Below are 26,137 nucleotides of genomic sequence, written 5' to 3' on the forward strand. Positions count from 1 at the left end.
ACTGCTCCATCTCACTGTTGCAGGGGCTCGACTTCGAGGTACCAGTGGCGGCGCGGACCTCGGTACTCCAGCGCCTGCCACCCCAGTGCCCGCAGAGCAGCGCCGCAGCGCCGTAGCTCTTCCTGCTCCTGGTGAGCGGCGCCGCTTCCCGGAGGGCCCAGCCATTCGACTCGCGCCACCGCGGGTGGCCCGGCCGGGGCGACGCGATAGCCGGTGGCGATCGGCTGCCCGTCGGTGTCCACTGCCGACGGCGGAATTCCGGCGGCTTCCAGGCAGAGCGCGATGGCACGCACAGGTTGGCGCCGTTCCCATTCGGCGGGCGTGGCAAGGGGATCGGCGGCCTCCGTGTTCATCAAGGTCCGGATGTTCAGCAGCGCGTCGAAGGCGGTCTTGACGGTGGCGGCCCGATGCGGAGGCGGCGCGCCGGGCGCCGTTTCGTTGCCGGTGCGGACCTCGAAGGCCGGGGCCGAGCCGTTCCCGGGTTCTGTCATCGGTGTCCCTTCGGCGCTGGGGCGGCCGGCTCTCAGCGGCAGTCTTGCGGGCATCGGTGGCTTCGGAGGCGTCGCGGGTGCGGGCCGGGGCGGTCGGCCGGTCCACGCATCAGGGCAGTCGGTCCACGCCTCAAAGCAGTCGACGCCCCATCTTCGCCGACTGCCGCTGCCGTCCCTTGGTGGCCCACCACTCTTCCAACAGGGTACGAACGAGGTGCACAAGCATCCCGAGCCGATCCGGGTCAGGCGAGGGCGAAGTGAACACATCCGCGAAGGACTTGTCCTCCCACGGCAGGGTGAACTCCCAGCGCTCGTCCTGATGGCCCGGACGCGCGACAGCGAGCCGATAGGTCAACGTAAGGCTGCGGTCGGGGTGATGATCGACCGAAAGCTCCGAGACGCGGAAGCTGATGTGGCCGTCACCGGTGGTGTACGAGCGAGCCAGAGCCTGCTCGGCCGGTGTCCGCGTCACCATGATCCGGTCCTCATGACACGGTGCGCGCGAGTCGGAAGCCGAGATCGTCGATGGCGAACGAGGGGTGACTGCGACGACGTACGGAGGCGCCGCAGCCGCGCGTTGATTCGGCCCAGCCTCCGCCGCGGAAGATGCGGTAGGACCCGTAGACCTCCTCGTCGTAGAGATCCCAGCACCACTCCCAGACATTGCCCAGCATGTCGTGCAGACCCCAGGGATTGGGTGCCTTTCCGCCGACGTCGTGGACCCGGCCTTCGGAGTTGTCCGCGTACCAGGCGATGTCGTCGATCTCTCCGTATCGATACCCGCTGGTCCCGGCCTTGCAGGCGTACTGCCATTCCGCCTCGGTCGGCAGGCGGTAGCCGTCGGACGTCCAGTCGCAGGTCACTTCCCCGCTCTCCGGGTCGCGGGAGTACGCCTGGCCCAGTCCTGCGAGGTCCGATATGCGGTTGCATACGTCGATCGCGTCGAGCCAGCTGACGTTTGTCACGGGCGAGGTTCCGCTTACGGAGGGGTCGGTGTCCACCCCCGTGACGGCGCGGTGCAGTTGCGCGGTGACGGGGTACCGCCCGAGAAGGAAAGGAGCGATTTCCCGTTGCCAGCGGGTGCCGCGCCGGTCGTCTCGAAGGTCCACGACGCCACCGGGGACATGAACCATCGAGGGGGCCGTCGGGTCCTCGACCGTGAGGGGTGGGGGCTGGGCTTGCACGTACGCGCCTCTCTGTCCGCATCGACCACAAGGTCGCCGCGGCCCTCACGATACGCAGGCGAAGGTGGGCCGTTCGGAAATAATGCGAGGTCGGCCGGCGGCGAATGTGCCAGGCTGGCAGATCATCGGTTCGTCCCCCGGCTCAATGCCTGCCGGCTCGTCATGGGAGCTTCAAGTGTCGGCACCTCGCGTGGACCCCTTGCTGGAGCAGTTCGACTTCGCATGTGAGCGTCTGACCGGCCGTACGGCGGGTCCGGTGATGGACAGCGGTGACGGCGCAGAAACCGCGGTCGGTCCGATGTCCGATGAGGAGTTCTTCTGGGAGCCGGTGCCGGACTGCTGGTCGGTGCGCCGGCGTACGGACGGGCCGGGCCCGCGCGCGACGCTCCTGGCCGGCGCCGGTGACTGGGGACGCGACGCGGCGTCCTACCCGCACCCCTGGCCGCCGCCCTTCACCACCATCGCGTGGCGCCTGAGCCACCTGAGCGAGATGCTGACCCTCCGCGCCGACCACACAGCCGGCAGCCACAGCCTCACCCGGGACGACTATGTCGTCAGCGGGGACGTGGCAGCTGCGATCGCGGCCTTCGACACGGGCGTTACGGCTTGGCGGAAGGCGCTGTCGGCCATCGACGACACCGCGCTCGACACCATCGGGTACTGCACCTACCCCCATGGCAGCGACCTGGAAGACCCCTTCATCGACATCGTGTGGTGGGTCAACCAGGAAGTCCTGCACCACGGAGCCGAGATCGCCTTGCTACGCGATCTGTACCGCGCACGACACTGCTGATCCGCGGTTGCCCAGGCGCCTGGCGGCCGTCCGGGGTCGTGCCGACGAGGTCGAGCGTCCGACTGCTGCGGAAAGGCGCCACCCGAGACTGCCGAGGAAACCTCAGCCCGCCACCTGTCTCTGTCATTCCCGGTCGGCAGCGGCCCTCAGCGAGCGAAAGCCGGATCGTCACCCGGGAGGCTCGATCGTTCCCAGGGGGCGATGGCTGCCGCGAGGTGCCCCGACTCGGCTGGTGAGGGGGCGGCCCGTACCGCTGAGCTGACCGAGCAGCGGCAACTCGCCCGGTGGGCATTGAGGTTTGTGGCGATGTGAGGCGGGGCTGCTCGGCGCCTGCGTTCAGTCGATGACGGCGCCGCCGGTGACATTGACCTCTGTGGCGGTCATGGTCGGTGCGCGGTCGGAGGCGAGGAAGGCTGCGGCGTAGGCGACGTCTTCGAGACGGGGCCGGCGGCGGAGCAGCGTCACGCTCGCCTCAGGGTCGTCCTCGGCAGGGCTGGAGGGATCGGGCGAGCCGGGAGAGAGCAGCCAGGCTGCCCGAATCCCGTGCGGGCCGAGTTCGCCGGCGAGCTGGCGGCACAGACCGGCGAGGGCGGACCAGGCGATATGGGAGCCACCGAGGCCGGGAATGGCTTCTCGGCCGCCTCCCATGGCAAGGATCACTCCGGTGCGGCGGGGGATCATATGGCGGGCGACGGCGGTGGCCAGAGTCAAGTGGGTGGTGACCGCCTTGGTGACGGGGCGCATCACGTCTTCGTCGGCCATATCGACCAGCGGGGTGCCGTGCAGGTCGTCATTGGAAGTGGCGTTGAAGGCGATATCGATGCCTCCGGAGCGCCGCGCGACGGCGTCGGCGTGCTGCTCGACCGCGGCGCGGTCAGTCGCGTCGAGCGTGGCGACCTCGACGCGACCCCCGGATTCGGTGATGGCGCCGGCCAGCTCCTCCAGAGGTGCCCGGTTGCGCCCGACCAAATGGACCGTGGCGCCTTCGCCGGCAAAGACGCGGGCGACCGCGGAGCCAATTGCTCCGGCCCCGCCATAGATGATGGCGGTCTTGTTCTCCAGCAGCATGACATTCCCTTCTTCCTCGAAGTTCGATCACCTGGAGCCCGCAGCTGCACCGCGTTCGCGGGCCCGTACCCGATAACGGGCTCTCAGCGGTGGCTCAGCACGTTGACCACTCGGCCATTCGGGTCGCGGACGAAGAACCGCCGCACGCCCCACTCCTCGTCCTGCAAGGGGTGCACGATCTCCAGACCGCGGTCCCGCATGGCCGCATGGGCCGCGTCCACGTCGTCCACCTCGATGCTCAGGTCGGGGGTGACCGGAGCGGTCTTGTCGCTGGTCATCAAGCTGACTTGCGCCGCTGGATGGGACGGGGACGCCAGCGTCACGATCCAGCCGTGGTTCATGACCTCCTCGAATCCCAGCAATCCGTAGAACTCTTGGCTCTCTTCCACAGCCCCTGACGGGATGACGGGCATGACACGGCGAACAGTCATTGATGACTCCAGGTGAGAGCGACATGTCTCCAAGACCTCCGGGTCCTTCAGGAGTACTACGGCGCACCCGCCGCGGCACGCATTTCGCACCATGCCTTGGCTCGGCGCTCAGCCTTCGGGCCTGTCGTCGTGGGGTCTGCGGAACCGCTCCGGCTGTGACGAGCACGGGCGGCGATGGCTATACGCGGTGTGCGGGCCCCCCTCCGGACGCCGTCGGAATGCTTGGTGCGACGGGGATGACCACCGCTGTGATGTTGTCCCGCCCGTCGGCCTCCAGGGCGTACGTCACCAGCGACCGCGCCTCGGCCAACGACCCGCCGGCTGCGGACGCCGAGGGGCTGAGGCGGGTGAGCTGGGCGCGTTGCCTGCCGGGATCCGGCAGGCAACGCCACAGCCCGTCAGTGCACAGCAGCAGACGGCCGGCGGTGGAGGGACGGTAGCTCCGCACACGCGCGGCAGGATCGTCGGCGTCGGCTCCCAACCAGGCGGCAAGAGCCTCGTGCTCGCCCGAATCGTCCTCGGTCAGCGCCATCCCGGGCCCCTCGTCCGGAAGCCAGTACGCCCGGCTGTCACCGATCCAGGCACTCCAGATGCCCTCCGGGCCGGCGATCCCGGCGACAAAGGTGCAAGCCGGTGCGGTGTCCGCCGACGACGCCAAGGCCGTGACGGCATGTGCCGCATCCACGGCGGCTCTGGTCAAGGCCACCTCCGGCAGATTCCCTGACCGCAGCTCCGCCGCCACTGACGCCGCACCGACCTCGGCCGCCACTTGCGCCGCTCGCTCCGACCGGGGCGACAGGGAAACGCCGTCGCAGACGACGCCGATCGTCCAGCCGCCGCTGACGGTCAGAGCCATGGCGTCGGCGTTGATGCCGCGCTGCGCGCCGCGGTCGCTGACGCCCGCCGCGCCATCGTCCGCTGTGATCTCCACATGGGAGCGGAATGCGGGCTGTGCCGCACCGCAGTCCCAGCAGTGGCCGTCGGGTGCGACGGTCCCACCGCACCGGCAGCACTCCGGGGCCTGCGTCATTGCTCCTGGACCCTTCGCCAGGAACCCTCTCCGCTCCCGCGCCTATGCCCCTCTCCGAGAAGCGCTCCTCGCCGAAACGTGAGCGGACGGCACGGCGCGCCGGGAGTGTGCCTGCCGTCCGACGCGCTCACCCGCTGCGCCCCGGAGTGACGTGCGCCGGACTCTTGGCCCTCAACGCCCCTCATCACTCACCAGCATCTGCAGCGCCCGCTCGAGCCTCGCCTGTCTGCTCTCGGGTGTGTGCGCCTGAAGCAGCGGCAGGATGATCTGGTACCGGCCGGTCTTGTCGAGTGCCTCGAACGCCTGCTTGGCGTCCGGGTGCGCATCGAGCGCGGCGGCGAGGTCGGGTGGCACCGTCGCGTTCTTCTGGGACTCGTAGGCCCGCGCCCACCGCCCGTCCTCCTGCGCCCGGCGTACCTCCGCCAGCCCTGGTTCGCGCATCCGCCCCGCGGCCGTCAGCAGGGCCACCTTTTCGACATTCACCTGTGACCACAGGCTCTTGGGCCGACGCGGCACGTACTTCTGGAGGTAGTGCCTCTCGTCGAGAGAACGCCGCTGCCCGGAGATCCAGCCGTAGCACAGCCCGATGTCGACCACCTCGTCATCGGTGACCGTCGGAATGCCGGAGTTCTTCTTCGCCATCTTGATCCACACGCCTTCGTGGCGGGTGTAATGCTCGGCCAGCCAGCTCTCGAACGCCGCGGCGTCCGGGAAGGCGATGATCTCCACTCCGTCGAGTTCATCCATCCGCTCAGGCTATCGGCCGGGTCTGACAAATGATCACGGCATGGTTCCGGAATACGGTGGATCCGAAATCGGGAAGGGCCTGCGCGGTAGCGTGGCGATCATGGACTGGGAAGTACGCCCGGCGTCGGTGTCGGACGTCGAGACCGTGGCCGATCTGCGTGCCGTGGTCCTGCGGGCGGATCTGGTGGGGCTCGGGCGGTACGACGAGCACCGGGTGCGGCAGCGGCTGCGGGACGGCTTCGACCCGGTGCACACCTGGGTGATAGAGGTGCGCGGCGCGTTCGCCGGCTGCGTGGCGCTGCGACCTGCCGAGGACGCACAGTGGCTGGAGCACTTCTACCTGGCCCCGCACCTCCAGGGCAGCGGCATCGGTTCGGGCGTGCTGCGCAGGCTGCTGGAGCGGTGTGACCGCAGCGGTGTCCTCGTCCGCCTGAACGTGCTGCAGGGCAGCCCGGCCCGGCGGCTCTACGAGCGGCACGGGTTCACGGTCGAGGCCGAGGACCCCGTGGATGTGTTCATGGTGCGCAAACCCGGCCCGTTCCTGCCCGGGGAATGATCGCGAGTTCTTGTCGCCCCGATGTCCGGGCCGTCTCCGCTCATGGTGACGTCTCGTCAAAAGGCGGGGCGCGCACTGTTGCCAGAGGTCCCGTCATGGGATGGCCGCCATCGTGACCTCGTTCTCGAATGACCCGCCGGAGACGACCGTCCGCAGTTCGTATTCGGGCGAATGCACCAGGCTCTTCGCATCCGGTTCCCCGGCTTGGGAAACGCCATGGCACGTCGACGGTGACCGCGACGGCACCCGCGTCCGTCACACCGAGGAATACAGCTCGCCGATGGAGCGCGTACCCGACCGGACCGGGCACAGGATGTCGGGTCCGCCTCGGGGGTGCCTCCTTAACGTGAAGCACGAAAGGGAAGGAGGCCACGGTGCTGGAACGGCTCAACCAGGCCATGGAACACATCGACCGCCACCTTGATCAGCAGATCGAGGTGGCCGACCTGGCGGCAATTGCGGTGACGTCGGAGTACCACTTCCGGCGGCTGTTCTCCGCGCTGGCGGGGATACCGCTGTCGGAGTACATCCGGCGACGGCGACTCACGGTCGCCGGTGCCGAGGTGCTGGCCGGCAATCGGACGCTGCTGGAGATCGCGGTGCGCTACGGCTATGCCTCGGGGGAGGGGTTCGCGCGTGCGTTCCGCCTCATGCACGGTGTCGGTCCCGGCGAGGCCAGAAGATCCGGCGGGAGTCTGCAGTCCCAGCCGCGGCTGTCCTTCCGTCTCACCGTCGAAGGGAGTAGCAGCATGCGGTACCGGGTCGAGGAGAAGGAAGAATTTCGGGTGGTCGGCAGGAAGGCGCGGGTGCCCCTCGTGCATGAGGGCGTGAACCCGGACATCGCCGCCTTTATCCGGGGCCTCGGTAAGGAGATGCTGGAGCGCATCGAGAGCCTGTCCGATCAGGAGCCGGAAGGAATCGTCTCGGTGAGTGATCAGCTGGACGAAAGCCGCGCCGAAGGTACCGAACTCGATTACTACCACGGGGCGGTGACCCGCGCCGCGGTGCCGGAGGACATGGAATCGCTCACCGTCCCGGCAGGAATGTGGGCCGTCTTCGACAACTCCGGGCCGTTTCCGCAGGCGCTCCAGTACCTGTGGCGGGACGTGTTCACGCAGTGGTTCCCGTCCAACCCCTACCGCAGCCGCCCGGGACCGGAAATTCTGCGCACCCGGCTGACGGAGGACGGGGCACGGGCGGAAGCGCAACTGTGGATTCCCGTGGAGCGGACAGCGGTCTGAGCCCATGCGCGCTGCGGCCAGGGTGCCGGGGTTGTTGTAGGCCGGAGGTGATCGGGTACGCGGTCCCATGAGCCGGGTGGCGGGTACGTTGCCCGGCACCTCGTAAGGACCGCCCCGCGTTGCGTTCACCGGCCCGCAGCATGGCCGGGGAACCGCAATTGCAGGCACAACCGACCCGGAGAGGAAGGCCCATAATGACCGACGCGGAAGAGGCGGCACAGACGAATCAGGGTGCGGCCCGGGTCCAGGTGGAGGTCACCGGCTGCGCGGCCGAGGACGCCCATACGGTCTTCAGCGCGCTCAACTCGGTTTTCAGCTCGGACCGGGCGACCGATGACGCACCGCGTGGCTCGGCTGGGAGCGGGCCCACGGTGTGGGCCGCGACGGTTGATGTATCGCAGTCCCCGGCCACCGCAGGGCCCCACCGGCTGACCGGGGAGGTGACGGCCACCTTCCAGGGCGGCTACTGGGCAGTCGACCGGCTGCGCACAGGTCTGGCCTCGGTGTTCACGGTGGAAGACGTCGGCGCGACCTCCGGCGACCAGGAGCAAGAGGTTCAACTGCGGCTGGTACCCCGGCAGGCGGCTTGACGTACGGGGCTTCTCACCGAGGGGACCTCAGCGCCCGCCCCAGCCGACCCCCTCGGACTGCAGGGTCTTCATACGCTGCTGAGCGGTCGAGAGATGGCGGGGGTCCAGCTGGGGCAGCTGCCGAAGCAGGTTGAGCAGCTCCGGGCCGTACTCCAGCGCTTCGTCGGAGTCCTCCAGTTGCAGCCAGCAGTAGTGGGCGCCCTTTGCCGCGTTGAGGACCTCGGGGGCGTCCGCGGCCTGCCGGCCGAGCCGCGTGTGTGCGGCCGCGACCCACAGTTGCGTGGCCTGCGCCCAGCTGCCTGCGATGCGGGCGAGATCAGCCCTGATCTCCGCCCACTGCGTCGCCTCCGGTGAGTTGAACCCGTACCTCTGCAGCGCCTGCTGCTCCCATGCTTCCGCCATCTCGGCGGCTTGGGAGTGCCGTCCGGCCTGGGCCGCCTGCCAGATGAGTGGCCGTGGGTCCGGCTGGGTGGCCGCCGGCTGCTGTGCCGGGGGTTCCTGGGGCGCCGACTCCGCGACCGGCGGCGCGAAGGCAGGCGCCGGCGGCGGCACGGAAGGCATCGGCGGCGCGGGGTGCTGTTCGGCGGGCGCCGGTGGTGGTGCGTCGGAAGGCTGAACATCGGCCCACCACTGCTCCTGTCGAACAGGCGTGGGCCCAGGGGGAGACAGGGGGGCGGATGCCTGCTGAGGGAACGGAAGCGCGGGCGGCAGGGGAAGGCGCCCGGGTGCCGGGTGTGGTGCGTCGGCCCCCGACGACTGGGCGCCTTCGGGCCGCAGAGGCGCGTGGGCGGGGGAAACGTCAGGGGCGGACGGTGCGGGGAGCGGCGCCGAAGCGGCGTACGGAGGTGCCGGCGGTGCCGCTGGGGGAGCCGACGGCGTCGTCGGGGGAGCCGCCGGGGGAGAGGGCTGTGGAACCTGCCGGTCGGGAACCGGCTCCGGGCCGACCGGAATTCCTGCGTCCACCGGCTTCTGCATGGGCGCCGGGGCCCCCGCGTCGTCGTACGCGGCGTTGGCCGGAGACAGTGCAGGAGCCATGGGCAGTACGAGGGTTCCGGGCGGGAAGCGCGCCGCGGCGACGGCCGCGGCGTGCAGCTGGGCGTGCGTGGGCCGGTCGGCGGATCGCCGCAGCACATCGATCACGCCCCGGGTGTAGTCGCTCACCCCGTCGCTGCCGGCCCCGGGGAAGCCGGGAGGGCTGACCACGCCGTACAGCGTGAATCCGGCGGTGAAGACGTCGATGTCGTCTTGCAGTTGTTCCCAGGCGCCCTTGTCGGCAGCCAGGTCGACCAGCAGCGTCGAGGTGCCCGGCGGGCGCAGGCGCAGCTCATGGCGCAGCCACTGCCAGGGCAGGGCGGTGTAACGGACGTTCGCCGCGGTGGTGCCCGCCAGCGCGAGGTGGAGCTGATGCGCCTTGCGGTCGGTGGTCAGACGTCCCGACAGGTAGACCAGCAGGGGGCCGGGTGTCGACGCGGCGACGCGCAGCCGCTGCAACGTGCTGTTCTGGTCGCGGACTCCGTCGAGGTGGGTGGCGTCCGCCGGGACGTCACTGCCGAGCAGCACCGGGGTGGGGAGGACGGTCAGGGCGGTGAGGTTCTGGCTGGGGAGCACCTGAGGCCGTCGGCGGTGCATTGCCTGGTCTCCGGCTATCAGCAGCACATGCCCGCGCTGTTGCTCTTCGCGCTGCTCAGCCCCGTTGTTGCTCATAAGGGCACCGTACGTCCACGCGCGCGGCCAGGGCACATTTTCTGCCGGGACGCGTGCCGCGCCCCCGTTCTCGGCGTAACCGCCGCCCAGCGGCCTGCGGGTGCGCCGGCGAAGAGCATCGCGGCGTGCGGAAGCGCAGGCCGTGTGCCGAGTCGGTTGCCGATGTCGCCTCGGGCAGCGCCCGGAAGCGGTCGAGCAGTCATGCCGGACTGCGGCAGAGGCGCCGCGGCCGCCGTATTGACGTAAAACGCCTATACGGTGCAACGCGCGGCGCCCGAATGCCGTCGTGGACGGCGCGCGCATCGTCGGCTGCTGGGGGCCGCGGCGTGCTGTTCGCACGGCCGTCGGCGCGTATCCGTGAGTCGATGCCTCAGTCGGCTATCGGAACACGGAGCCGGTCCCACGACGTTCGCCCCGGCATGCCGTCGGCGTCCGCTCCGGTGAAGCCCAACTTCCGCTGCCACTTGGCGTAGGACTGTCGGTGTTCGTCGCTCCACCAGGAGCCGGGATCCCCGGTGTAGCCGGAGCATCCCTCGCTGATGAGGCGGTAGGCCATCCTGACGATGAGGGGGCTGTTCGGCATGCTCGCGAACCATTCCTTACCTGGGAAGGGTTCGCATCCCGCCGGTGGGCCGTGAGGTCCCGGTTCCGGCTGTTGCTTCTTGGAGACGAGGAGCCGCTGCCCCACGTGGATGAGATTCGCGTTCGGGATGTTGTTCCAGAGCTGAAGCTGTTTCACGGTGGTGTGGAACTGTGCCGCGAGGGCGTAAAGAGTGTCGCCTTCCTTCACTACGTAGTAGGTATCCTGTGTTGCCTTCTCTTTTGTGCTCATGCAATTACCGTAGGACTCTCCCCAAGCGCCCGCACCTTCTTCGACAGCATCTTGGATGCCGTTGATGCGCGGGGGAGTTGTCCCATTCTACTCAAGACATTTTACGCTCATGTGAAGGGCTGTGCAGGCGGCGTCGAGGCGTTGTTCAATTCGTACGTCCGTGAAATGTTGATGGCGAAATCAGTGACGCCGTCGATGATGTCGGAACCCGTGTCATGGTATTCGATTTCGAGTCCGGGCCGTCATGATCTCTCAGGTGGCAGGGATTTGCGGGTCGCGAGTTTGTTTGTTCGGGGTGGCGTTCGGCCCGCCTACCGAGTTCAGTACCGTCTGCGCCTGGTTGTCGACGAACCTGGTGAAGAGCTGCTGGGCGTAACCGAAAATCACTGCCCAAGCAATGATCTGGGCGGAGGAGTCGAGGGATTGCAGCCCGGGGACGAACTCCCCGCGCATCAGCAGGAGCCCGAGTACGGCGGTCAGCGCACCCGTCGGCAGCTTGAGCAACGCCAGTGCCACCGGGATGTTGTAGGGCGTCGAGGTGCCTCTGATCCGTCGCAGCGATGCTGCCGCGGCGACGGCGGCGGCCACCAGGCCGATGAACTCGACGACGGGGTAGTCCCATGGAGACGCCACCGTTGCGTAGAGCTCATCGATGTCGGCCCCCGGGCTTTTGCTCTGTTCGGAGGAGTCGCTCGCTGTGGGGCAGACGATCCCGATTCCTGCGGGCTTGAAGCAGATCGGCACGGTCTCCGGGGAAACGGCACCGAAGACGCCGACCAGAGCGGCGATGACGGTGAGGACCGCGGCGAGTCCGTACACGATCCGGGCGAAACTGCGGACTCGCAGCCCCTCCCTGAGATGTGCCTGGCGGGCCACTCCCATCGCGTCGACGAGTACTTCGCGCTGCGCGTCATCGAATGCGCTGCCCGATCGAACGGAGAGGGCGATCTGCTCGACCTGCACCCTTCGTTCGTCGCTCACGGGGAGATGTTCGCGGATGTACGCCACGAAGCCCGGCATCATGGCGCTGACCTTGTCCAGCGGAGACAGCCGCAGCATGAGGCTGTGCGCCACGTCGAAATGTGCCTGGGCGACCGCGAGGTGTGCCGAAGGCAGTCGCCTGGGGTGGTCGTGGCGAAGGGCTTTCCTCGCCTCCTCCAATTCCTTGAACGCCTGCACCGCCAGCGTCTGCGCTTCCGCCGGCGTCGGCCCTTGATCCGATTCGGTCTCGGTACGGAGCAGAGCCTCCAGTTCGCTGATGCGCGAGCAGAGGGCTTCCCTGAGCTCCCAGAGGCCCCGCTCGCATTTTCCGGCTTTCCGGCGCTCCCACATTCCTCGACCGTCTGTCATGTTCCGACTATTGCCGGTGAAAAGGCCCACTACCAAGGGTGACGCGCTGGCGGCGCGGGAATCGCCGCCTCCCGCGACCTCGATTCGGAATGGCGGGATGTTGCGGATGAGCCGAATAGTGACGATGCCTGACGGCCGGGAGGCCGGTCCAGGGACGTCCCCCGGCGAGCCGGCCGAAGGCACGCGGCAACAGCGCAGAGCACAACAGAGCGCACTACCGCACCAGGCAGGGACGCTTGCTGTCGAACTCCCAGCCAGGAATCAGGTAACGCATCCCGGCCGCGTCGTCCCGTGCGCCCAATGCCGCCGCCTTGTAGAGCTCGTGGGCCGCGAGCAGGCGGTCCATGTCGAGCTGCACGCCCAGGCCGGGGGCGTCGGGAACAGCGATCTCGCCGTCGACGATGCGTGGCGGGGCAGTGGTGAGCCGCTCCAGCCCCTCCTGCCAGATCCAGTGTGTGTCCAGAGCGTTGTACGCGCCCGGAGCCGCGGCTCCGCAGTGGGTCACCATGGCGAGTGAGATGTCGAAGTGGTTGTTGGAGTGGCATCCCCAGGTCAGGCCCATCGCGTTGCACAGCTGGGCCACGCGTACGGAGCCCTGCATGGTCCAGAAGTGCGGATCGGCCAAGGGGATGGAGACCGACTGCAGGGCCAGGGCATGCGTCAGCTGCCGCCAGTCGGTGGCAATCATGTTGGTCGCCGTGGGGAGCCCGGTGGCGCGCCGGAACTCGGCCAGGACCTCGCGTCCCGAGTAGCCGCCCTCGGCTCCGCAGGGGTCCTCGGCGTAGGCGAGCGTGCCGACCAGCGGCGCACACAGGTCGACGGCCTCGCTCAGCGACCATGCGCCGTTCGGGTCGAGGGTGATGCGGGCCTGCGGGAAGCGGTCCTTGAGGGCGCGTATCGCCCTGACCTCCTCGATGCCTTCCAGGACACCGCCCTTGAGCTTGAAGTCCCGGAAGCCGTACAGGTCGTAGGCGGCCTCGGCCTGACGGACGATCGCCTCGGGGGAGAGGGCCTCCTCGTGCCGGATCCGGTACCAGTCGGTGGCGGAGTCGGTCTCGCGGCAGTAGTCGAGGTCGGTGCGGTCGGGGTCGCCGACGTAGAAGAGGTAGCCGAGGACGCGTACGGAGTCGCGCTGCTGCCCGTCACCCAGGAGCGCCGCGACGGGTACGTCGAGGTGCCGGCCCAGGAGGTCCAGCAGGGCGGACTCGACGGCGGTGACGGCGTGGACGGTGGTCCGCAGGTCGAAGGTCTGCGCGCCGCGCCCGCCGGCGTCGCGGTCGGCGAACCGGTCCCCGATGGCTTGCAGCACACGCTTGTAGTCCCCCAACTTCGCCCCGATGACGAGTGATTCGGCGTCACGCAGGGTCTGGGTGATCTTCTCGCCGCCGGGTACCTCACCGAGCCCCGTACGGCCCTCGGAATCCTGCAGGACGAGGACGTTCCGGGTGAAGTAGGGGCCGTGCGCGCCGGAGAGGTTCAGCTCCATGCAGTCCCGGCCGGCTACCGGATAGACGGAAAACGCGGTGACGGTCGGCTGCTTGCTCATGCTCATCAACGTCCTTGCATAGGGGAGGTGCCAAGTGGTGCGGATGGTTGACGGGTGCCTCAGAGGCCGAGGGCGTTCAGGGCTCCTTCGAGTGCCAGGACACCGCCCAGGCCGAGGATCGCGAGCACCGTCGTATAGGTGGTACGGACCTTGATCGCCTCGATGACCGAGAGGTTGAAGTACTCCTTGAAGAGCCAGAACCCGGGGTCGTTGACGTGCGAGAAGGCGATCGATCCACAGGAGACCGCGAGCACCATGATCTCGGGCTGCACGCCGCTGCCAGCGAGGAGCGGCAGCACCACACCGGAGGCCGTGACGACCGCCACCGTCGCCGAGCCGAGCGCCACGCGCAGAATGACGGCGATGAGCCAGGCGAGGATGACCGGCGAGATGGACCAGCCGTCCGTGGCGGTCTTGATGTAGTCGGAGATGCCGCCTTCCACGAGGACGTTCTTGAAGGCGCCGCCGGCACCGATCACCAGAAGGATCATCGCCATCGCCTTGGCGGCCGAACCGCAGGAGGCACTGACGTCCGCCAGGCTGCGGCCGATCCGCGGCCCGAACGCCCAGATCGCCAGCAGCAGGGTCAGCAGCAGGGCGATCGGTGCCGAGCCGATGAACGCGACGGCGTGCAGGAACGGGCTCTCGTCGGGGGTGACCATGTGCGTGACGGCGGCGCCGGCGATCAGTACCACCGGGAAGAGGGCGACGAACAGCGACCAGCCCAGGCCGGGCATCTCCTCGTCCGCGAACTCACGGTCGCTGACCAGACCGGTGGGGATGGCGGGGTCCATCCGCCGGATGAACGGAAGACGCGGCCACGCCAGGGCGATGAGGGCACCGACCGGGACCGCGACGAAGAGGCCGTAGAACAGCGCGAGCCCGACGGAGGCGTGGAAGGTCGCGGCGACGGCCGTGGGGCCCGGGTGCGGCGGGAGGAAGCTGTGCATGGTGGACAGGGCGATGGACATGGGCAGCCCGACCCACAGCAGTTTCGCCCCGGTGACGCGTACCAGAGTGAACGCGATCGGCACGATGATGATGAAGGCGACCTCGTAGAACATGGTCACGCCGATGAGCATGGACGTGACCACCATGGCCACCTGGACTCCTCGCGGCCCGAAGGCGTCGAGGAGCTTGTTCGCTATGCGCTGCGCGGCGCCGGAGTCGCCCATGACGCGGCCGACCATGGCTCCGAGCCCGATGGTCAGCATGGTGTCACCGATCTGGTCCCCGATGCCCGCGGAGAGGACGTCCGGGATGGTCGCCGCCGGTATCCCCTGGACCAGGGCGACGCCGACGGCCACGAGCAGGAGGGCGGCGAAGCCGTTCAGTTTCAGCCGGGTCATGAGGAGCAGCAGCACTGCCACGCTGACCCCGACTACGACTAGTGGCATTTCAGTTCCCCTTTGAACTGGGTCCAAGTGGCCGACCGCCTCCGCCGGTTGCGGTGCGGCATGAGGCGCGGGCGACTACTGGTGCGCGGTGCTACGGACGGCTTGGCACGACCACGGAGCGGGGGCCGCACGGTCGGCGGTGGAGCGGAAATGGGCAGGGGGCGGGACGACCGGGGCGGCTGCGAGTGATGTGCGCTCGGTGCGGGGCCCGAGGGACGGTGCCGCGTTGATGTCGCGACGGTGTCGCGACTTCGGTCGGAGCTGGTGACGGCGGCTGACCGGTCGCGGTGCCCGTCCGGCCGGCGAGGTCATCCGGGCCGTGCGGTCATCGGGGGCTGTGCTCACCCGCGAGGGGCTAAGGGTCGGCCGGTGCGGCAGGCTCGTCAGGCGGGTCGTCGTACCGCGCCGACCAGATTCAGGCCGTCGTCCAGGATTTTCTCCAGGTCGGCGAGGTCGCCCGGGCCGGGGTCGGTGAGCGGGGCGCGGACCGGGCCGACGGGGAGGCCGCGCAGCCGGGCAGCCGCCTTTACCAGCGAGACGGCGTAGCCCGGCACCCGGTCGCGCAGTTCGACAAGGGGGACGTAGAAGTCGCGCAGCAGCTTGTTCACGCTTGCGTCGTCCCCCTCTTGCAGGGTGGTGAAGAAGGCGTTCGCGATCTCGGGGGCGAAGGCATGGACGGCTGACGAGTAGGCGGGGACACCCACGGTGGCGTAGGCACGGGCCTGGATCTCGGCGGTGGCGGCGCCGTTGAAGAAGAGGAAGCCGTCGGGTGCCGCGAGGGTGAGGCGCTGGAGGCGGTCGAGGTCGCTGTGCCCGTCCTTCAAACCGATGACGGTGGGGATCTCGGCCATTCGGCGCAGGCTCTCCGCGGTGAAGGTGACCTGGCCGCGCTGGTACGCGATGAGCGGCAGGCTCGTGCCGGCGGCGATCCGGCGCAGCTGCTCCACCAGGCCGGCCTGCGGGGCCTCGACCAGGTAGTGCGGGAGGACCAACAGGGCGTCCGCACCGGCCTCCTCCGCGGTCCGGGCGAAGCGCACCGATTGCGCCCAGCCGTAGCCGATGCCCGCGACCACCGGGAACCGGCCGTCGGCGATCTCGACCGTGGCCCGGACGACCGCGCGGTACTCGTCCTCGTCCAGCGAGAAGAACTCCCCGGTTCCGCAGGCGGGGAACACCGCCCCCGGCGCCGTCGCCAACCGGCCGGTCAAATACGCCCGGTAGGACTCCAGGTCGAGGCTGCCGTCGTCCCGCAGGGACGTGAGCGGGAAGGACAGCACCCCGCGGACCATGCCGTCCCGCAGCCGCTGAACAACGTCCTCGTGCTCCACGCTGATCTGACCCATGAACCCAATCCCTATATGTAGACGGCGTCTATGTATGAGGATGGAGGCTAAGTTGATGAACCGGGCGGGGTCAATGGGTGCGGCGACGCGGATTTCCGAGGTCCGCGCGATCCACCAGGGCGCGCAAACGAAGGCGCGCGATCCACGAGGGTGCACGAAAAGTCATTGCCGGGAGGGCGGTCGATCCAGGAGGATCCGTCCCCATGACTCCGCCCGCTGATCAAGTTCAGACTGATGACCCGGACCCGCACCCCTCAGCGGGGTCACGTCCGCTGGCCCTGGTCACCGGCGTGGGCCGCACCGCCGGAATCGGCGCGGGCATCGTCGGTCAACTGGCGGCGTCGGGCTGGGACATCGCCTTCACCTACTGGCCTGCGTACGACGAGCGCATGACCTGGGGCATCGAGCCGGGGGCGGCGGACGCGATCGGCGGATCCGCGGCCCGGCACGGTGCGGCCACGACGGCGATCGAGGCCGACCTCTCGGACCAGGACGCTCCCGCGGCGATCTTCGACGCTGCCGAGAGCCGGCTGGGCGGGGTCACCGCCCTGGTGATGTGCCACTGCGAATCGGTGGATTCAGGGCTGCTCGACACCACCGTCGAGAGCTTCGACCGGCACTTCGCCGTGAACGCTCGTGCCACCTGGCTGCTGATCCGCGAGCACGGGAGGCGCTTTCGCGGCCCGTTCGGCACCGGACGGATCATCAGCCTCACCAGTGACCACACGGTGGGCAACCTTCCCTACGGTGCGAGCAAGGCCGCCCTGGACCGCATCACGCTTGCCGCCGCCCAGGAGCTGTCCCACCTCGGAGCCACCGCCAACGTCATCAACCCGGGCCCTGTGGACACGGGCTGGATGTCCGACGACGTACGCGCCCACTGCGTCGGCCGGACGCCGCTGGGCCGCCTCGGCACGCCACAGGACACCGCGCACCTCGTCGACTTCCTGTGCTCGCCCCGAGGCCAGTGGGTCAACGGCCAGCTGCTGATGAGCAATGGCGGCAGCGCCTAGAGGCCGAGGGGGCGCCGTGCCGGTGCGCGGGGCTGAGGGCAGGCGCTCTCACCGGCAGTGCAGGGCGGCACGCATGTCGAGCTTGTGGTCGAGGCGGGTGAGGTCCCGGCCGGTGAGCTGCTCGATGCGCTGAATGCGGTAGTGCACGGTGTTGACGTGCAGATGCAGGGCTTCCGCCGTGCGGGCCCACGATCCGTTGTGCGCGAGGAAGACTTCGAGAGTCTCCAGAAGAATGTGGTGCGAGGTGCTCTCGCCGCGGCCCAGCGGCCCGAGAACGCGGGAGCTGTAGACCGAGCGTACGTCGGCCGGGATGCCCGCGAGCAGGCTGCTCAGCGTCGTGAGCCTGTCCATGGAAGCGATGAGGGCGGCCTGAGGCTCCATGGCGACGGCGGTGGCCCTGGCATAGCGGGATTGAGCCAGGCTGCCGGGCAGTGCCGAGGGCGTGGCCGCCACCGCGCCGATTCCGCCGTGCAGCGGAGTTCGGGGCCGGCAGGCGCGGACCAGCTGCCAGGCGTCGTGAAGGTGCTCCGCCGTCGCGTCCGCGTCCGCGCCCTGGAGGACGGCCACGGCCTCGCCGCCGTCGAGCTGTGCGACGGCGAAGGGCCGGGAGGGGGCGTGGCGGAGGGCCTCGGTCAGTGCGGCCGCCGCCCCGTCCTCGTTCGTGCCGAGTCGGGCGGTGACCACGACGTAGGGGCCCTGGTCGGAAAGGCCGCAGACCTGCAGGGCGGCGCGCAAGGCCGCCTCGTCGGCGCCCGGTGAATCGATGAGCGAGGCGAGGGTGAGCGCCCGCTGCGCGGCGCTCTCCTCGCTTCGGGCGAGACCGTCCCGGTATCGGGCCAGGATGTCGGCCATCTCGTTCAGGACGCGCGGTGGTGCCTCGGCGTTGCCCGGCAGGTGGAGGTACCAGGTGTCGAAAGGTGAGCTGTCGGCTTCGATGCGCACGGTGCCGTCGGCGGTCTGCCCGAGACTTTCCGCCGCGCTCCGTGCGGGCAAGGGCGGCGCCGCAGGAGTGCGGGCGATCGTGCGCCCGGACGCGCTGAGCAGGTAACAGGCCGGCATCCCGAGGTGGGCGAAGGCCCGGTCGAGCAGCACGTCCGGTCCTGCGCCTTCGGTCAGGAGACCCCCGAGTTCATTGCGCACGTTCTCCGGAAGCGCGTAGTGCGGTGTGGGCCGTCGGCTCAAGTCGCCCCACTGACGGAGGTAGACCGCGTCGGTGATCGCCCGGAAGCTGGTGCGCGCGGGCACCGCGAGGAGGGTGAGGCGGTGCTCGCGGCAGGAGTCCACGAGCGGGCGGGGAACCGAGCCGTGGGTCTCCTCGCCCGCCAGGAGCGCGGCGGCCCCCGCGTCCCGCAGGGCCGACACGAAACGGTCGGTCTTCGCACGGCCGTCACGCGAGTTCCACCAGACCAGCCCGCTGAGCACGACCTCGCCCTGCTGCAGATACCGGGCCGGGTCCTCCAGGTCGGTCGCGGTCACTCCGCTGATCTCCCGTGTGAGGAGCCGCCCCTCTCCCCAGAGGAGGGTCAGGCCGAGGGGTTCGAGCTGGAGGAGGTCTTCGACGTGCATGTTGTGCTCCCTAGTGCGCAGCCGGTCCGCGAAACCCGGCACCTCGCATTAACGAGGCGAGTGCGAGTAGCGCCATGGTAAATGCCAAGCGATATGGCGTATACGCCTCTTGGTTGATCCTCCAGCGTTGGGCGCTTCGGCCCGTACTTTTCCGTGTTGCGCACCAGTCGCGCGGGGCGGCCTCCCGTTGGTTCAGTTGCCGGAGCCGGCCCAAACGGGGCTGAGTGCGGTGGGAATGTGGCGCGTCCCCGTCGTCGTAGGGCGTTCGGAGGATGGGCCTGGAGCATGCGGCCCGCGCGTTCGTAGCATGCTCACAATTGCGAGGCTTTGTGCCCCAAGCGGCTCGCAGGCGAGGTTCCAGGCTGCGGCTGCCGGGTATCTCTCGCGGCAGCCGCAGCAGGGACTGTCCGATTGGGGACCCATGAGCCGCCTCAGCACACCGCCGCGCACCTCGCCCGCCGCTCCCGCCTCTCGTCCCGTGCACGATGCTTCCTTCGTCGTGTACGGGCAGGTGGCCGAGCCGGCCACGCTCACCGTCGCGCAACTGCGGGAGGGCTGGCAGCAGCACCGGGCCGACGTGGTCTTCGACTGCGCCACCAACGGGCCGCAACCGCACACCTTCGAAGGGCCCCTGCTGCACGACGTGGTCACGGACGTCGGCCCGGCCTTCGATGCCGGGCGCCGAAAGGACCGCTCGCGCTTTGTGCTGGCCGTCAGCGGCGGGGACAGTCATCACACCGTCCTGTCCTGGGCGGAGATCGATGCCGACTTCCGCAACACGCCGATCCTGTTGGCCACCCGCATGGACGATCTGGACCTCGACCGCGCGGGGAGTCAGCTGGTGGTCCCCTCGGACCGATGCGGAGCGCGGTACATCAGCGCGATCACCAGTATCTGGATCGGGTCCTGCGTCGTGCCCGAGTGGGAACTGACGGATCGCTGAGCAGGCCCGCCGATCGCCGCGTGCCCACCCCCGTTCCGGGGTTTCTTTCGTCGGTCGGGACCAGCGGCTCGGTGAACCGTCGGCGCCCTGGCCTCGTCCTCCTTCGCAACAGCCCCCATGCGTGCACAGGAGAACGACCGTGACCGACAAGGACATTGAGCACACCGACGAGCGCGGTTTCGGCCCCGGGCCCTGGTGGGCGGAGCTCGGGACGCTCGGGGCCGTCGCACTGATCGCCTTCGGAGGCCTCGCGGGAGCCTGGGTCTTCCTGCGACTGCCCGGCACGCCGGAGAACCTGGCGACCGGCTACCACGGGGCCGCGAAGGTCGTCGCCATCGGTCTGGTGATTGCGGGAAGCGCCCTGCTGAGCCGCCGTCACACCCGGGCGGCAGGCGCCGAGAAGGGAGAAAACCCGGCTACGCCGGACGCCGCGGGTCGATAGATTGTGTGTGCGAAATCGTACGGATCCGAAGACGGTGGAGCGTTGCAGGCATCTGGAAGGAGCGTGTCGCCATGAAAGGGCGAACCCAGCCGCCCGCCCGGAGGTTCCGGGAGACCGGGCGGCGGTTCCGGAAGGAACGAGATGTCCCGTACGGACAGGACGAAGCCGTTGTGGGTGCGCCACGCGGAGCACGACCCCCGGCCGGTCCACGACCACCGCGACGGCGCCTGCGATCTGCCGCCGAACCCGACGGGGGAGGAGCCGGACACCCGCTGCCGGTGGGAACACCCCGGCGCGCTGCTGTTCCGCCGCACCTGCTGTTCGGGGTGCTTCAACCGCGCCTGCGTCAAGGAGCGGCAGCAGATGGCCAGGGCCGGCAACCGGAAGGAACGCTACGCGGGCCGGCGCGAGGCTCGCCGCTCCGGCACCGGTGAGGCCGGCGACTGAGTCCGCCCACGCCGCCCAGGACGTGACCTGACGCGCAGTCGTACGCCGAGGAGGTCCTCGCCCCTTCCTCCGAGAGCGAGGATCCTCACTCCGCGGTGGCCTCGGTGAGTGCGGAGATCTCGTCCTGCAGGGCGCACGCGAGCCGCCCGAGGTCGGGGATGGCCTCGCCGTCGGCGACGAGCCCGAAGTGGACGTGTCCGCGGTACGTCGAGATGGCCACGGCGAGGGACTGTCCCTGGGCGAGCGGGGCGAAGGGGTAGACCTCGATCAGCGGGCAGCCGGCCAGCTTCAGCCCTAGGCTGGGCAGCGGCACGCTGGTGACCAGCACGTCGAAGAGGAGCCGGGCCGCCTGCGCCACGACGGGGCCGCCGAGGCGGTGCCCCAGGGGTGACACATGGTCTGCGAGCAACGCCACCGCGCCCGCGCCCCGCTGGGTACCGGCGTCCTTGTTGCGGTCCATCGCGGTACGCACCGTCCGTAGCCGGCCCAGCGGGTCGGGGTCGTTGACGGGCAGGCGGATCAGATAGCCGGAGAGCTGGTTGCCCTGCGGGCGGCTGGTACGCGGGCGGCGCCGCGAGACCGGGATCAGGGCACGCGGCGCCACTCCCTCACTGCCGTCGCCGCGCTCGTCGAGCCAGCGGCGCAGGGCCCCCGCGACGACGGCCAGGAGTACGTCGTTGACGGTGCCGCCGGACGTCTTGCGGATGCGGTGTACATCGTCGATGTCGAGGACCACGCCCGCGGTGCGACGGGTGCCGGTGGGGCGAGCGGTAAGGGCGGGTGAGGTGCGCACGCCCAGATTGGCGCCGACGACGGCGGCGCCGATGTCGAGGGCGCGCCCGGCATCACCGATATGGCGGCGCACGACGTCGGGCAGGTCGAACAAGTTGGGCAGCAGCCCGCCCCGTGCCGGCTCCGGGGCAGGACCGGCACGGCGGGCTTCCTTGGCCGTGGAGGTCGGGGAAGCGGGGGGCGGATCCATGAGGCCGGCGGCCAGGGCCAGGGCCCGCAGCCCGTCGGCGAGCGCGTGATGGAACTTGAACAACACCGCGAAGGACGTGCCATCGGAGTGAGGCAGTACATGCGCCTCCCACGGTGGCCGCTCCCGCGCGAGGGGACGCTCCATCAGCCTGCCCGCCGCGCCGTGGAAGTCAGCGGTGGCGGGAGCCAGATGGACGTGGTCCTGGGGAGAGAAGTCCCGCGCGGGCTCGCGAACGGCGCCGCCCACCGGCAGCCAGACCGCGCGGATCCTCATGCGCAGGCCGGGCACCGCGGCGGAGCGGGCGGCGAGCAGCTCGGCCGCGTGCTGTGCGGCCGTGGCCGAATCGGCGGCGAAGACACCGAGCGCGCCCAGGTGCATCGGGTGCTCAGGGGATTCCAAGCACCAGAACGCCAGGTCGAGCGGTGTGAGCAGGTTTTCGGTCAAGGTGCAGGCTCCCGCGTCGGCTATGGAGAGCAAGAGTCAACCTTTTGCTGACGACTACGGTCAAGTACCTTATGAATACGGAACGTTACGAACGTGAAAACGATTGCTGCACCGCCCTCCCGGACCGGGAGGTGCTGAACGCGCGCCATGCGGGCAGGTCGGCGCCGGGACTCGGCCGTCGAGTACACAGCCCCCTCGGCCATCCGGAGTAGCGATCAGACCCGCTCGTCGTTGTCCCCCTCCGGCTCGTCACCCTCTTCCGCCTCGAACGCCTTCAGGCCGTCGACGAGCTCGTCGACCGTCTCCTCGGCGAGGTCGCGGAGGAAGGAGTGGCACACCCAGGCGTCGAGGGGCTCGTCCTGCTGGTCCGCCAGGTCCGCGTGCCCCTCTTCGTATGCCTCGTCCCACCCGTAGGGCTCCGCGATCTCGGCCCGGCCGCCCGGGCTGCGCAGCAGGTAGCCGATGCGGTTCGCGTGGTCGGGGTCGTCGGTATCGGGGTGCTCACCAGGGCCGTGGGTGCAGCGATCTTCGCCGAGCAGCTCAACGGCGGCCTCGACGCCCTTGATCATCGCGTCCAGGACCGAGCGGTCCGTGATCCGCTCCGACGTCGCGTACCAGCAGGTCGCGTTCATGGTCACGAGGTAGCCGGCCAGTACTCCGCGGGTGGGCCGGGTGGGCAGACACGCGGCCTCGTCGATGAGGTCGTCATGCGGATCCCCGTAGGGGTGGTCGTTCACGATCCCCGACAGGGCCTTGATGCTGCTGCGGTGGTACTTCGGTGCTCCCACCGGGACCCGGCGGACGGTGAAGGGGGCTATCACCTCCACCGCGAGGCGGGCCCATCCCGCGACATTGCGCGGGCACAGCACCCGCCCGGAATCGGTCTCACCGTCCCGCGCCGCGAGTTCCCCGGTGAGCAGCCCGTTGTCGCCCACCCAGATCTCGTCCTCCAGCGAGTCCATCTCCGCTTCGTAGGGATGCTCGTCGTGCGAACAGGGACGGTCACCCAGCTCCTTCACCGTGGCACGCAGGGCATCGAGGGCGGCGCGCTCGGCCTCGGCGCCGGGACGCCAGGCGAGGTAGCCCGACATCGACACCAGCCCGGCCACCCACACATGGGCCTGCTCCCCGCCCGGGTCCGCGGCGAGCCTGCGGGCGCACTCCAGGACGATCGGGTCGGCCTCGTCGGCGGGGGAGGTGTCGTGGAGGTGCCGCCAGGCGTCGGCGAGCTGGTGGGCGGTCAGGCGGGTCATCTTGATCATGATCTACACGACGAAGGCCCCGTCCGGTTCGGTTCCCACCGGAGACCAGGGCCGGCCTTGAGTCTCCACCGAGTGGAGACCGCAGGATGGAGCGCATGGACGGTACGACGCTCTACTCGATCGGGGAACTCTCCCGCCGGACCGGTCTGTCGGTGCGGACGATCAGGTTCTACTCCGATGCGGGGGTGGTGGCACCGACCGATCGAAGTCCCGCCGGCTACCGGCTCTACGACCTCGACGCACTGCTTCGACTGGAACTCGTCCGCACTCTGCGTGAGCTGGGGATCGACCTCGCCACGGTCCAGCGGGTGCTGAGGCGCGAACTCACGGTGGCGGAAGTCGCCGCGGCGCACGCCGATGCCGTGGACCTCCAGATCCGGACGCTGCGTTTGCGTCGAAGCGTGCTGAACGTCGTGGCCGGAAACGGATCCAGCCCCGAGGAGACCAAGCTCATGCACAGGCTCACGCAGTTGTCCGGCGAGGAACGCCGGCGCCTGATCGACGATTTTCTGGACGGCACCTTCGGCACGACGGACGGCGACCCGGCAGTGGTCGCCATGCTGCGCGCCGCCACTCCGGATCTCCCCGATGATGCGTCCACCGAGCAGGTCGCCGCGTGGGTGGAGTTGGCCGAGATGGTCGGCGACGAGGACTTCCGTGCCCGAATGCGCCGGACGGCCGGCTACCACGCCGGGCGGCGCACGCTCGATATCGAGAGCCGCGCAGGCAGCGAACTGATGGCGTTCACCCGCCTGCGCCTCGCTCAGGCCGGGGAATCGGGCATCGAGCCACGCAGTGAGGAGGCCGCGCCCGTCGTCGACGACATCGTGCAGCGATTCGCCGAGGTGCTTCTGCGCGCACCTGACGCGGAATTCCGCGAGTGGCTGGCCCAGCAGTTCGCGGAAGCCCACGATCCCCGCGTGGACCGGTACTGGCGGCTGGTGTGGATCGTCAACGGCTGGGAGGTCGTACCGAGTCTGATCCCGTTGTACGCCTGGTTCGTCGAAGCCCTGGCGGGGAGTCGAGGCCACGGGGCCTGACCGCCGAGTGGCCGCCTCCCGGGCATCGCACCGGTAGTCGTTCTGCCCGGTTCCGCAGAGCCGGCCCGGGGTGATCGGCCCCACCCCGCGCCGGGGCCGATCACCGGGCCGCTCGGTTCGCTCAGTGCAGTTCCAGGCCGAGTCGCTGCTTCAGCACGGTTGCCTGCTCCGGCGAGGCGAAGACGAAGTAGTTGTCGTAGCCGCCGTCCCTGAGGTGGACGAAATCGGCTACGTAGAAGCGGCGCGGGTCGACTTCCGGGTCGGGGTCGACGTTCCCCATGAAGTCGATGACGGCCAGTTGGTCGAGGTACTGATCCGACTGATGGTCGGTCTGCTGGGTCACCAGGACGCCGTTGCGGGCGAATTCCAGGACCTCGCCCAGCTCCTCGTCCTCCCGGAGCCGGACGTCGGTGATGGTGACCGCACCGTCCGTGAGTGCCGCGGCCTGCTCCAGGATTCCCTCGTAGCTCTCCGCCAGGTCGTCGACATCGTCCGAGTGCGCCGACACCGCCAGCCCGAACTCCACGAGCGCGTCGGGCACCTCATGGGGAGGCAGCTCCTCGTGCGCCCACTCGGCGAACCGCGCGACTACGCTCTCGGCCTGCTCCCGCGTCACCATGGCCACCTGCTGAAGGAGCGCCCCGATATACGCGTAGGAGGGCGGCCTGAACCAGAACAGCGTCTCCCGAAGCGTCTCCTTCTCCTCGGCCTCCTGCTGGAGGAGGAGCGCGCGCAGGCACCCCAGCGGAACCGCCGTGCCCCCGACCCGCTTGTCCGGCTGATCGACGAACGGGACGTCGGTCCACGCGCTCTCCCGGGACCCCGGGGACCCGGGCTCGGCGTCAGGGTCGTACGGGATGTACTGCCACACCGCGCCCTTGTTCCGCCGGATCACCTCGCCCATATACCAGCAGGCGCCCTGCACGAACGGTTCGTCCCGCGAGGCGTCGAATTCCTCCACCGTGGCGAATCGCCGCCGCATGACGACTTCCAGCCAGTCCAGCGTGTCCGGGTGGAAATTCCACCGCCAGGCTCCCTCGAACGCGTCCTGGGCCCAGGCGGCGAGCGCCTCCTCCCTCTCCGCGAGCCAGGCCGTCAGCGCCGGATGCTCCGGAAGCGGCTCCTTGGGATCCACCCCGGGCGTGTGCTCCTTGACCGGATTCCACCCCGGGACCTCTTGCCGCCGCGCCGTCACGGCCGCCCGCAGCCGCTCGGCCTCCTCGGCGAAGGCGGTCCCGGTACGCACCCGAAGGGCGTGCGACATCAGCAGCATCGGTGCGACGGGGGAGAGTTCCAGCTCCGGATCCGGACAGATGACCGGTTGGCCGGGGAGATCGCCGACGGGCCGGGTGTTCCATCCCCAGGAGCCGCCCGCGATACCGAGCAATATCTCGCCCAGATAGGCCACCCCCTTCTCCACGAATTCCGCCTGTTTCTCCGGGTCTTGGCCGGAGTCGTCGTGTTCGAGAAGCTGCGCCTCCATCGCGGTGAGCGACTCGGGGGAGTAGTCGAAGCGGAAATCGTCGGGAAGGAGCACGTTCTCCAGGAACAGCAGCTGAAACGGAAGCCCGCCGATCCAGTTCTGCAGCAGTTGCTCCGGGGGGCTCTCCGGCTGAGTCTCAGGTGTCTCAGGGATCATGCGGATACTGTAGGGGCGCCCACTGACAGCATGGTGTTTCGGCAGGTGGGTGAGTC

General features: G+C 69.4%; 26 protein-coding genes. 9 read left to right on the top strand and 17 right to left on the bottom strand.

What is annotated here, in order from left to right; all coding sequences use genetic code 11:
• Nucleotides 1–11: 11 nt before the first annotated feature.
• The 3 genes from QOM21_RS34405 to QOM21_RS34415 form a co-directional block, all read right to left on the bottom strand.
• Nucleotides 12–491 (bottom strand): hypothetical protein, encoded by a 480-nt coding sequence (locus QOM21_RS34405; RefSeq protein WP_407555007.1) that lies wholly within the window; start codon nt 489–491, stop codon nt 12–14.
• Between the two features lie 130 nt (nt 492–621).
• A complete protein-coding gene (locus tag QOM21_RS34410) occupies nt 622–966 on the bottom strand; it encodes a hypothetical protein (protein WP_407555008.1) in 345 nt (114 codons plus the stop codon).
• 10 nt (nt 967–976) lie between these two features.
• On the bottom strand, nt 977–1,624 hold the full coding sequence (locus QOM21_RS34415) for a formylglycine-generating enzyme family protein (protein ID WP_407555981.1): 648 nt from the start codon (nt 1,622–1,624) through the stop codon (nt 977–979).
• A gap of 226 nt (nt 1,625–1,850) precedes the next feature.
• Here QOM21_RS34415 and QOM21_RS34420 point away from each other — a divergent pair, with 226 nt between their 5' ends.
• Nucleotides 1,851–2,468 carry a DinB family protein gene (locus QOM21_RS34420; RefSeq protein WP_407555009.1) on the top strand — a complete coding sequence of 206 codons (618 nt, stop codon included), beginning with the start codon at nt 1,851–1,853 and terminating at the stop codon, nt 2,466–2,468.
• A gap of 336 nt (nt 2,469–2,804) precedes the next feature.
• Here QOM21_RS34420 and QOM21_RS34425 read toward each other — a convergent pair whose 3' ends face one another.
• From QOM21_RS34425 to QOM21_RS34440, 4 genes are all read right to left on the bottom strand, one after another.
• Nucleotides 2,805–3,536, bottom strand: a complete 732-nt coding sequence (locus tag QOM21_RS34425) for an SDR family NAD(P)-dependent oxidoreductase (RefSeq protein ID WP_407555010.1) — start codon at nt 3,534–3,536, stop codon at nt 2,805–2,807.
• A gap of 83 nt (nt 3,537–3,619) precedes the next feature.
• Entirely contained in the window at nt 3,620–3,967 is a 348-nt protein-coding gene (locus QOM21_RS34430) for a VOC family protein (RefSeq protein WP_407555011.1), read from the bottom strand.
• 178 nt (nt 3,968–4,145) lie between these two features.
• Nucleotides 4,146–4,997 (bottom strand): PP2C family protein-serine/threonine phosphatase, encoded by an 852-nt coding sequence (locus QOM21_RS34435; protein WP_407555012.1) that lies wholly within the window; start codon nt 4,995–4,997, stop codon nt 4,146–4,148.
• Between the two features lie 171 nt (nt 4,998–5,168).
• Nucleotides 5,169–5,744, bottom strand: coding sequence for a YdeI/OmpD-associated family protein (locus tag QOM21_RS34440; RefSeq protein ID WP_407555013.1), 576 nt, complete (start codon nt 5,742–5,744; stop codon nt 5,169–5,171).
• A 100-nt stretch (nt 5,745–5,844) separates the two neighbouring features.
• Between QOM21_RS34440 and QOM21_RS34445 the strand changes: the two genes are divergently transcribed.
• From QOM21_RS34445 to QOM21_RS34455, 3 genes are all read left to right on the top strand, one after another.
• A complete protein-coding gene (locus QOM21_RS34445) occupies nt 5,845–6,300 on the top strand; it encodes a GNAT family N-acetyltransferase (RefSeq protein ID WP_407555014.1) in 456 nt (151 codons plus the stop codon).
• Between the two features lie 374 nt (nt 6,301–6,674).
• Nucleotides 6,675–7,541, top strand: coding sequence for a GyrI-like domain-containing protein (locus tag QOM21_RS34450; RefSeq protein WP_407555015.1), 867 nt, complete (start codon nt 6,675–6,677; stop codon nt 7,539–7,541).
• Nucleotides 7,542–7,735: 194 nt separating this feature from the next.
• Entirely contained in the window at nt 7,736–8,131 is a 396-nt protein-coding gene (locus QOM21_RS34455) for a hypothetical protein (protein WP_407555016.1), read from the top strand.
• 27 nt (nt 8,132–8,158) lie between these two features.
• On the opposite strand, the gene QOM21_RS34460 is transcribed toward QOM21_RS34455, so the two are convergent.
• The 6 genes from QOM21_RS34460 to QOM21_RS34485 all read right to left on the bottom strand — a co-directional run bounded on the left by QOM21_RS34460 (nt 8,159) and on the right by QOM21_RS34485 (nt 16,303).
• Nucleotides 8,159–9,835, bottom strand: a complete 1,677-nt coding sequence (locus tag QOM21_RS34460) for a hypothetical protein (RefSeq protein WP_407555017.1) — start codon at nt 9,833–9,835, stop codon at nt 8,159–8,161.
• 370 nt (nt 9,836–10,205) lie between these two features.
• Nucleotides 10,206–10,667: a peptidoglycan-binding protein gene (locus QOM21_RS34465; protein WP_407555018.1), complete on the bottom strand. Its 462-nt coding sequence runs from the start codon at nt 10,665–10,667 to the stop codon at nt 10,206–10,208.
• 252 nt (nt 10,668–10,919) lie between these two features.
• The gene (locus tag QOM21_RS34470; RefSeq protein ID WP_407555019.1) at nt 10,920–11,999 is read right to left on the bottom strand and encodes a hypothetical protein; all 1,080 of its coding nucleotides are present in this window, start codon (nt 11,997–11,999) and stop codon (nt 10,920–10,922) included.
• Between the two features lie 232 nt (nt 12,000–12,231).
• Nucleotides 12,232–13,569, bottom strand: coding sequence for an enolase C-terminal domain-like protein (locus tag QOM21_RS34475; protein ID WP_407555020.1), 1,338 nt, complete (start codon nt 13,567–13,569; stop codon nt 12,232–12,234).
• Between the two features lie 53 nt (nt 13,570–13,622).
• Nucleotides 13,623–14,960, bottom strand: a complete 1,338-nt coding sequence (locus QOM21_RS34480) for a gluconate:H+ symporter (protein WP_407555021.1) — start codon at nt 14,958–14,960, stop codon at nt 13,623–13,625.
• A 383-nt stretch (nt 14,961–15,343) separates the two neighbouring features.
• Nucleotides 15,344–16,303: a 5-dehydro-4-deoxyglucarate dehydratase gene (locus QOM21_RS34485; protein WP_407555022.1), complete on the bottom strand. Its 960-nt coding sequence runs from the start codon at nt 16,301–16,303 to the stop codon at nt 15,344–15,346.
• A gap of 203 nt (nt 16,304–16,506) precedes the next feature.
• On the opposite strand from QOM21_RS34485, the gene QOM21_RS34490 reads away from it, so the two are divergent.
• The gene (locus QOM21_RS34490) at nt 16,507–17,316 is read left to right on the top strand and encodes an SDR family oxidoreductase (RefSeq protein ID WP_407555023.1); all 810 of its coding nucleotides are present in this window, start codon (nt 16,507–16,509) and stop codon (nt 17,314–17,316) included.
• A gap of 48 nt (nt 17,317–17,364) precedes the next feature.
• Here the strand turns inward: QOM21_RS34490 and QOM21_RS34495 are convergent, their stop codons facing one another.
• A complete protein-coding gene (locus tag QOM21_RS34495; protein WP_407555024.1) occupies nt 17,365–18,882 on the bottom strand; it encodes a helix-turn-helix domain-containing protein in 1,518 nt (505 codons plus the stop codon).
• Nucleotides 18,883–19,303: 421 nt separating this feature from the next.
• Between QOM21_RS34495 and QOM21_RS34500 the strand changes: the two genes are divergently transcribed.
• The 3 genes from QOM21_RS34500 (at nt 19,304) to QOM21_RS34510 (ending at nt 20,714) form a co-directional block, all read left to right on the top strand.
• Nucleotides 19,304–19,825, top strand: coding sequence for a molybdopterin-dependent oxidoreductase (locus QOM21_RS34500; RefSeq protein WP_407555025.1), 522 nt, complete (start codon nt 19,304–19,306; stop codon nt 19,823–19,825).
• A gap of 139 nt (nt 19,826–19,964) precedes the next feature.
• The gene (locus tag QOM21_RS34505; protein ID WP_407555026.1) at nt 19,965–20,267 is read left to right on the top strand and encodes a hypothetical protein; all 303 of its coding nucleotides are present in this window, start codon (nt 19,965–19,967) and stop codon (nt 20,265–20,267) included.
• A 141-nt stretch (nt 20,268–20,408) separates the two neighbouring features.
• On the top strand, nt 20,409–20,714 hold the full coding sequence (locus QOM21_RS34510) for a hypothetical protein (protein WP_407555027.1): 306 nt from the start codon (nt 20,409–20,411) through the stop codon (nt 20,712–20,714).
• An 85-nt stretch (nt 20,715–20,799) separates the two neighbouring features.
• Here the strand turns inward: QOM21_RS34510 and QOM21_RS34515 are convergent, their stop codons facing one another.
• Both QOM21_RS34515 and QOM21_RS34520 read right to left on the bottom strand, forming a co-directional pair.
• Nucleotides 20,800–22,140 (bottom strand): wax ester/triacylglycerol synthase family O-acyltransferase, encoded by a 1,341-nt coding sequence (locus QOM21_RS34515; protein ID WP_407555028.1) that lies wholly within the window; start codon nt 22,138–22,140, stop codon nt 20,800–20,802.
• A 215-nt stretch (nt 22,141–22,355) separates the two neighbouring features.
• Nucleotides 22,356–23,393: a hypothetical protein gene (locus QOM21_RS34520; RefSeq protein WP_407555029.1), complete on the bottom strand. Its 1,038-nt coding sequence runs from the start codon at nt 23,391–23,393 to the stop codon at nt 22,356–22,358.
• A gap of 104 nt (nt 23,394–23,497) precedes the next feature.
• Between QOM21_RS34520 and QOM21_RS34525 the strand changes: the two genes are divergently transcribed.
• On the top strand, nt 23,498–24,442 hold the full coding sequence (locus QOM21_RS34525) for a MerR family transcriptional regulator (RefSeq protein WP_407555030.1): 945 nt from the start codon (nt 23,498–23,500) through the stop codon (nt 24,440–24,442).
• 121 nt (nt 24,443–24,563) lie between these two features.
• Here the strand turns inward: QOM21_RS34525 and QOM21_RS34530 are convergent, their stop codons facing one another.
• A complete protein-coding gene (locus QOM21_RS34530) occupies nt 24,564–26,081 on the bottom strand; it encodes a hypothetical protein (protein WP_407555031.1) in 1,518 nt (505 codons plus the stop codon).
• Between the last annotated feature and the right edge of the window lie 56 nt (nt 26,082–26,137).

Source organism: Streptomyces sp. Pv4-95 (assembly GCF_045782725.1).
In the GTDB taxonomy this organism is placed as follows: domain Bacteria; phylum Actinomycetota; class Actinomycetes; order Streptomycetales; family Streptomycetaceae; genus Streptomyces.

Bases quoted from the DNA above. Each gene is read 5' to 3' on its own strand.
- QOM21_RS34405 (WP_407555007.1), bottom strand. From the start codon at position 491: ATGACAGAACCCGGGAACGGCTCGGCCCCGGCCTTCGAGGTCCGCACC.
- QOM21_RS34410 (WP_407555008.1), bottom strand. From the start codon at position 966: ATGGTGACGCGGACACCGGCCGAGCAGGCTCTGGCTCGCTCGTACACC.
- QOM21_RS34415 (WP_407555981.1), bottom strand. From the start codon at position 1,624: ATGGTTCATGTCCCCGGTGGCGTCGTGGACCTTCGAGACGACCGGCGC.
- QOM21_RS34425 (WP_407555010.1), bottom strand. From the start codon at position 3,536: ATGCTGCTGGAGAACAAGACCGCCATCATCTATGGCGGGGCCGGAGCA.
- QOM21_RS34430 (WP_407555011.1), bottom strand. From the start codon at position 3,967: ATGACTGTTCGCCGTGTCATGCCCGTCATCCCGTCAGGGGCTGTGGAA.
- QOM21_RS34435 (WP_407555012.1), bottom strand. From the start codon at position 4,997: ATGACGCAGGCCCCGGAGTGCTGCCGGTGCGGTGGGACCGTCGCACCC.
- QOM21_RS34440 (WP_407555013.1), bottom strand. From the start codon at position 5,744: ATGGATGAACTCGACGGAGTGGAGATCATCGCCTTCCCGGACGCCGCG.
- QOM21_RS34445 (WP_407555014.1), top strand. From the start codon at position 5,845: ATGGACTGGGAAGTACGCCCGGCGTCGGTGTCGGACGTCGAGACCGTG.
- QOM21_RS34455 (WP_407555016.1), top strand. From the start codon at position 7,736: ATGACCGACGCGGAAGAGGCGGCACAGACGAATCAGGGTGCGGCCCGG.
- QOM21_RS34460 (WP_407555017.1), bottom strand. From the start codon at position 9,835: ATGAGCAACAACGGGGCTGAGCAGCGCGAAGAGCAACAGCGCGGGCAT.
- QOM21_RS34465 (WP_407555018.1), bottom strand. From the start codon at position 10,667: ATGAGCACAAAAGAGAAGGCAACACAGGATACCTACTACGTAGTGAAG.
- QOM21_RS34470 (WP_407555019.1), bottom strand. From the start codon at position 11,999: ATGTGGGAGCGCCGGAAAGCCGGAAAATGCGAGCGGGGCCTCTGGGAG.
- QOM21_RS34475 (WP_407555020.1), bottom strand. From the start codon at position 13,569: ATGAGCATGAGCAAGCAGCCGACCGTCACCGCGTTTTCCGTCTATCCG.
- QOM21_RS34480 (WP_407555021.1), bottom strand. From the start codon at position 14,960: ATGCCACTAGTCGTAGTCGGGGTCAGCGTGGCAGTGCTGCTGCTCCTC.
- QOM21_RS34485 (WP_407555022.1), bottom strand. From the start codon at position 16,303: ATGGGTCAGATCAGCGTGGAGCACGAGGACGTTGTTCAGCGGCTGCGG.
- QOM21_RS34490 (WP_407555023.1), top strand. From the start codon at position 16,507: ATGACTCCGCCCGCTGATCAAGTTCAGACTGATGACCCGGACCCGCAC.
- QOM21_RS34495 (WP_407555024.1), bottom strand. From the start codon at position 18,882: ATGCACGTCGAAGACCTCCTCCAGCTCGAACCCCTCGGCCTGACCCTC.
- QOM21_RS34500 (WP_407555025.1), top strand. From the start codon at position 19,304: ATGAGCCGCCTCAGCACACCGCCGCGCACCTCGCCCGCCGCTCCCGCC.
- QOM21_RS34510 (WP_407555027.1), top strand. From the start codon at position 20,409: ATGTCCCGTACGGACAGGACGAAGCCGTTGTGGGTGCGCCACGCGGAG.
- QOM21_RS34520 (WP_407555029.1), bottom strand. From the start codon at position 23,393: ATGACCCGCCTGACCGCCCACCAGCTCGCCGACGCCTGGCGGCACCTC.
- QOM21_RS34525 (WP_407555030.1), top strand. From the start codon at position 23,498: ATGGACGGTACGACGCTCTACTCGATCGGGGAACTCTCCCGCCGGACC.
- QOM21_RS34530 (WP_407555031.1), bottom strand. From the start codon at position 26,081: ATGATCCCTGAGACACCTGAGACTCAGCCGGAGAGCCCCCCGGAGCAA.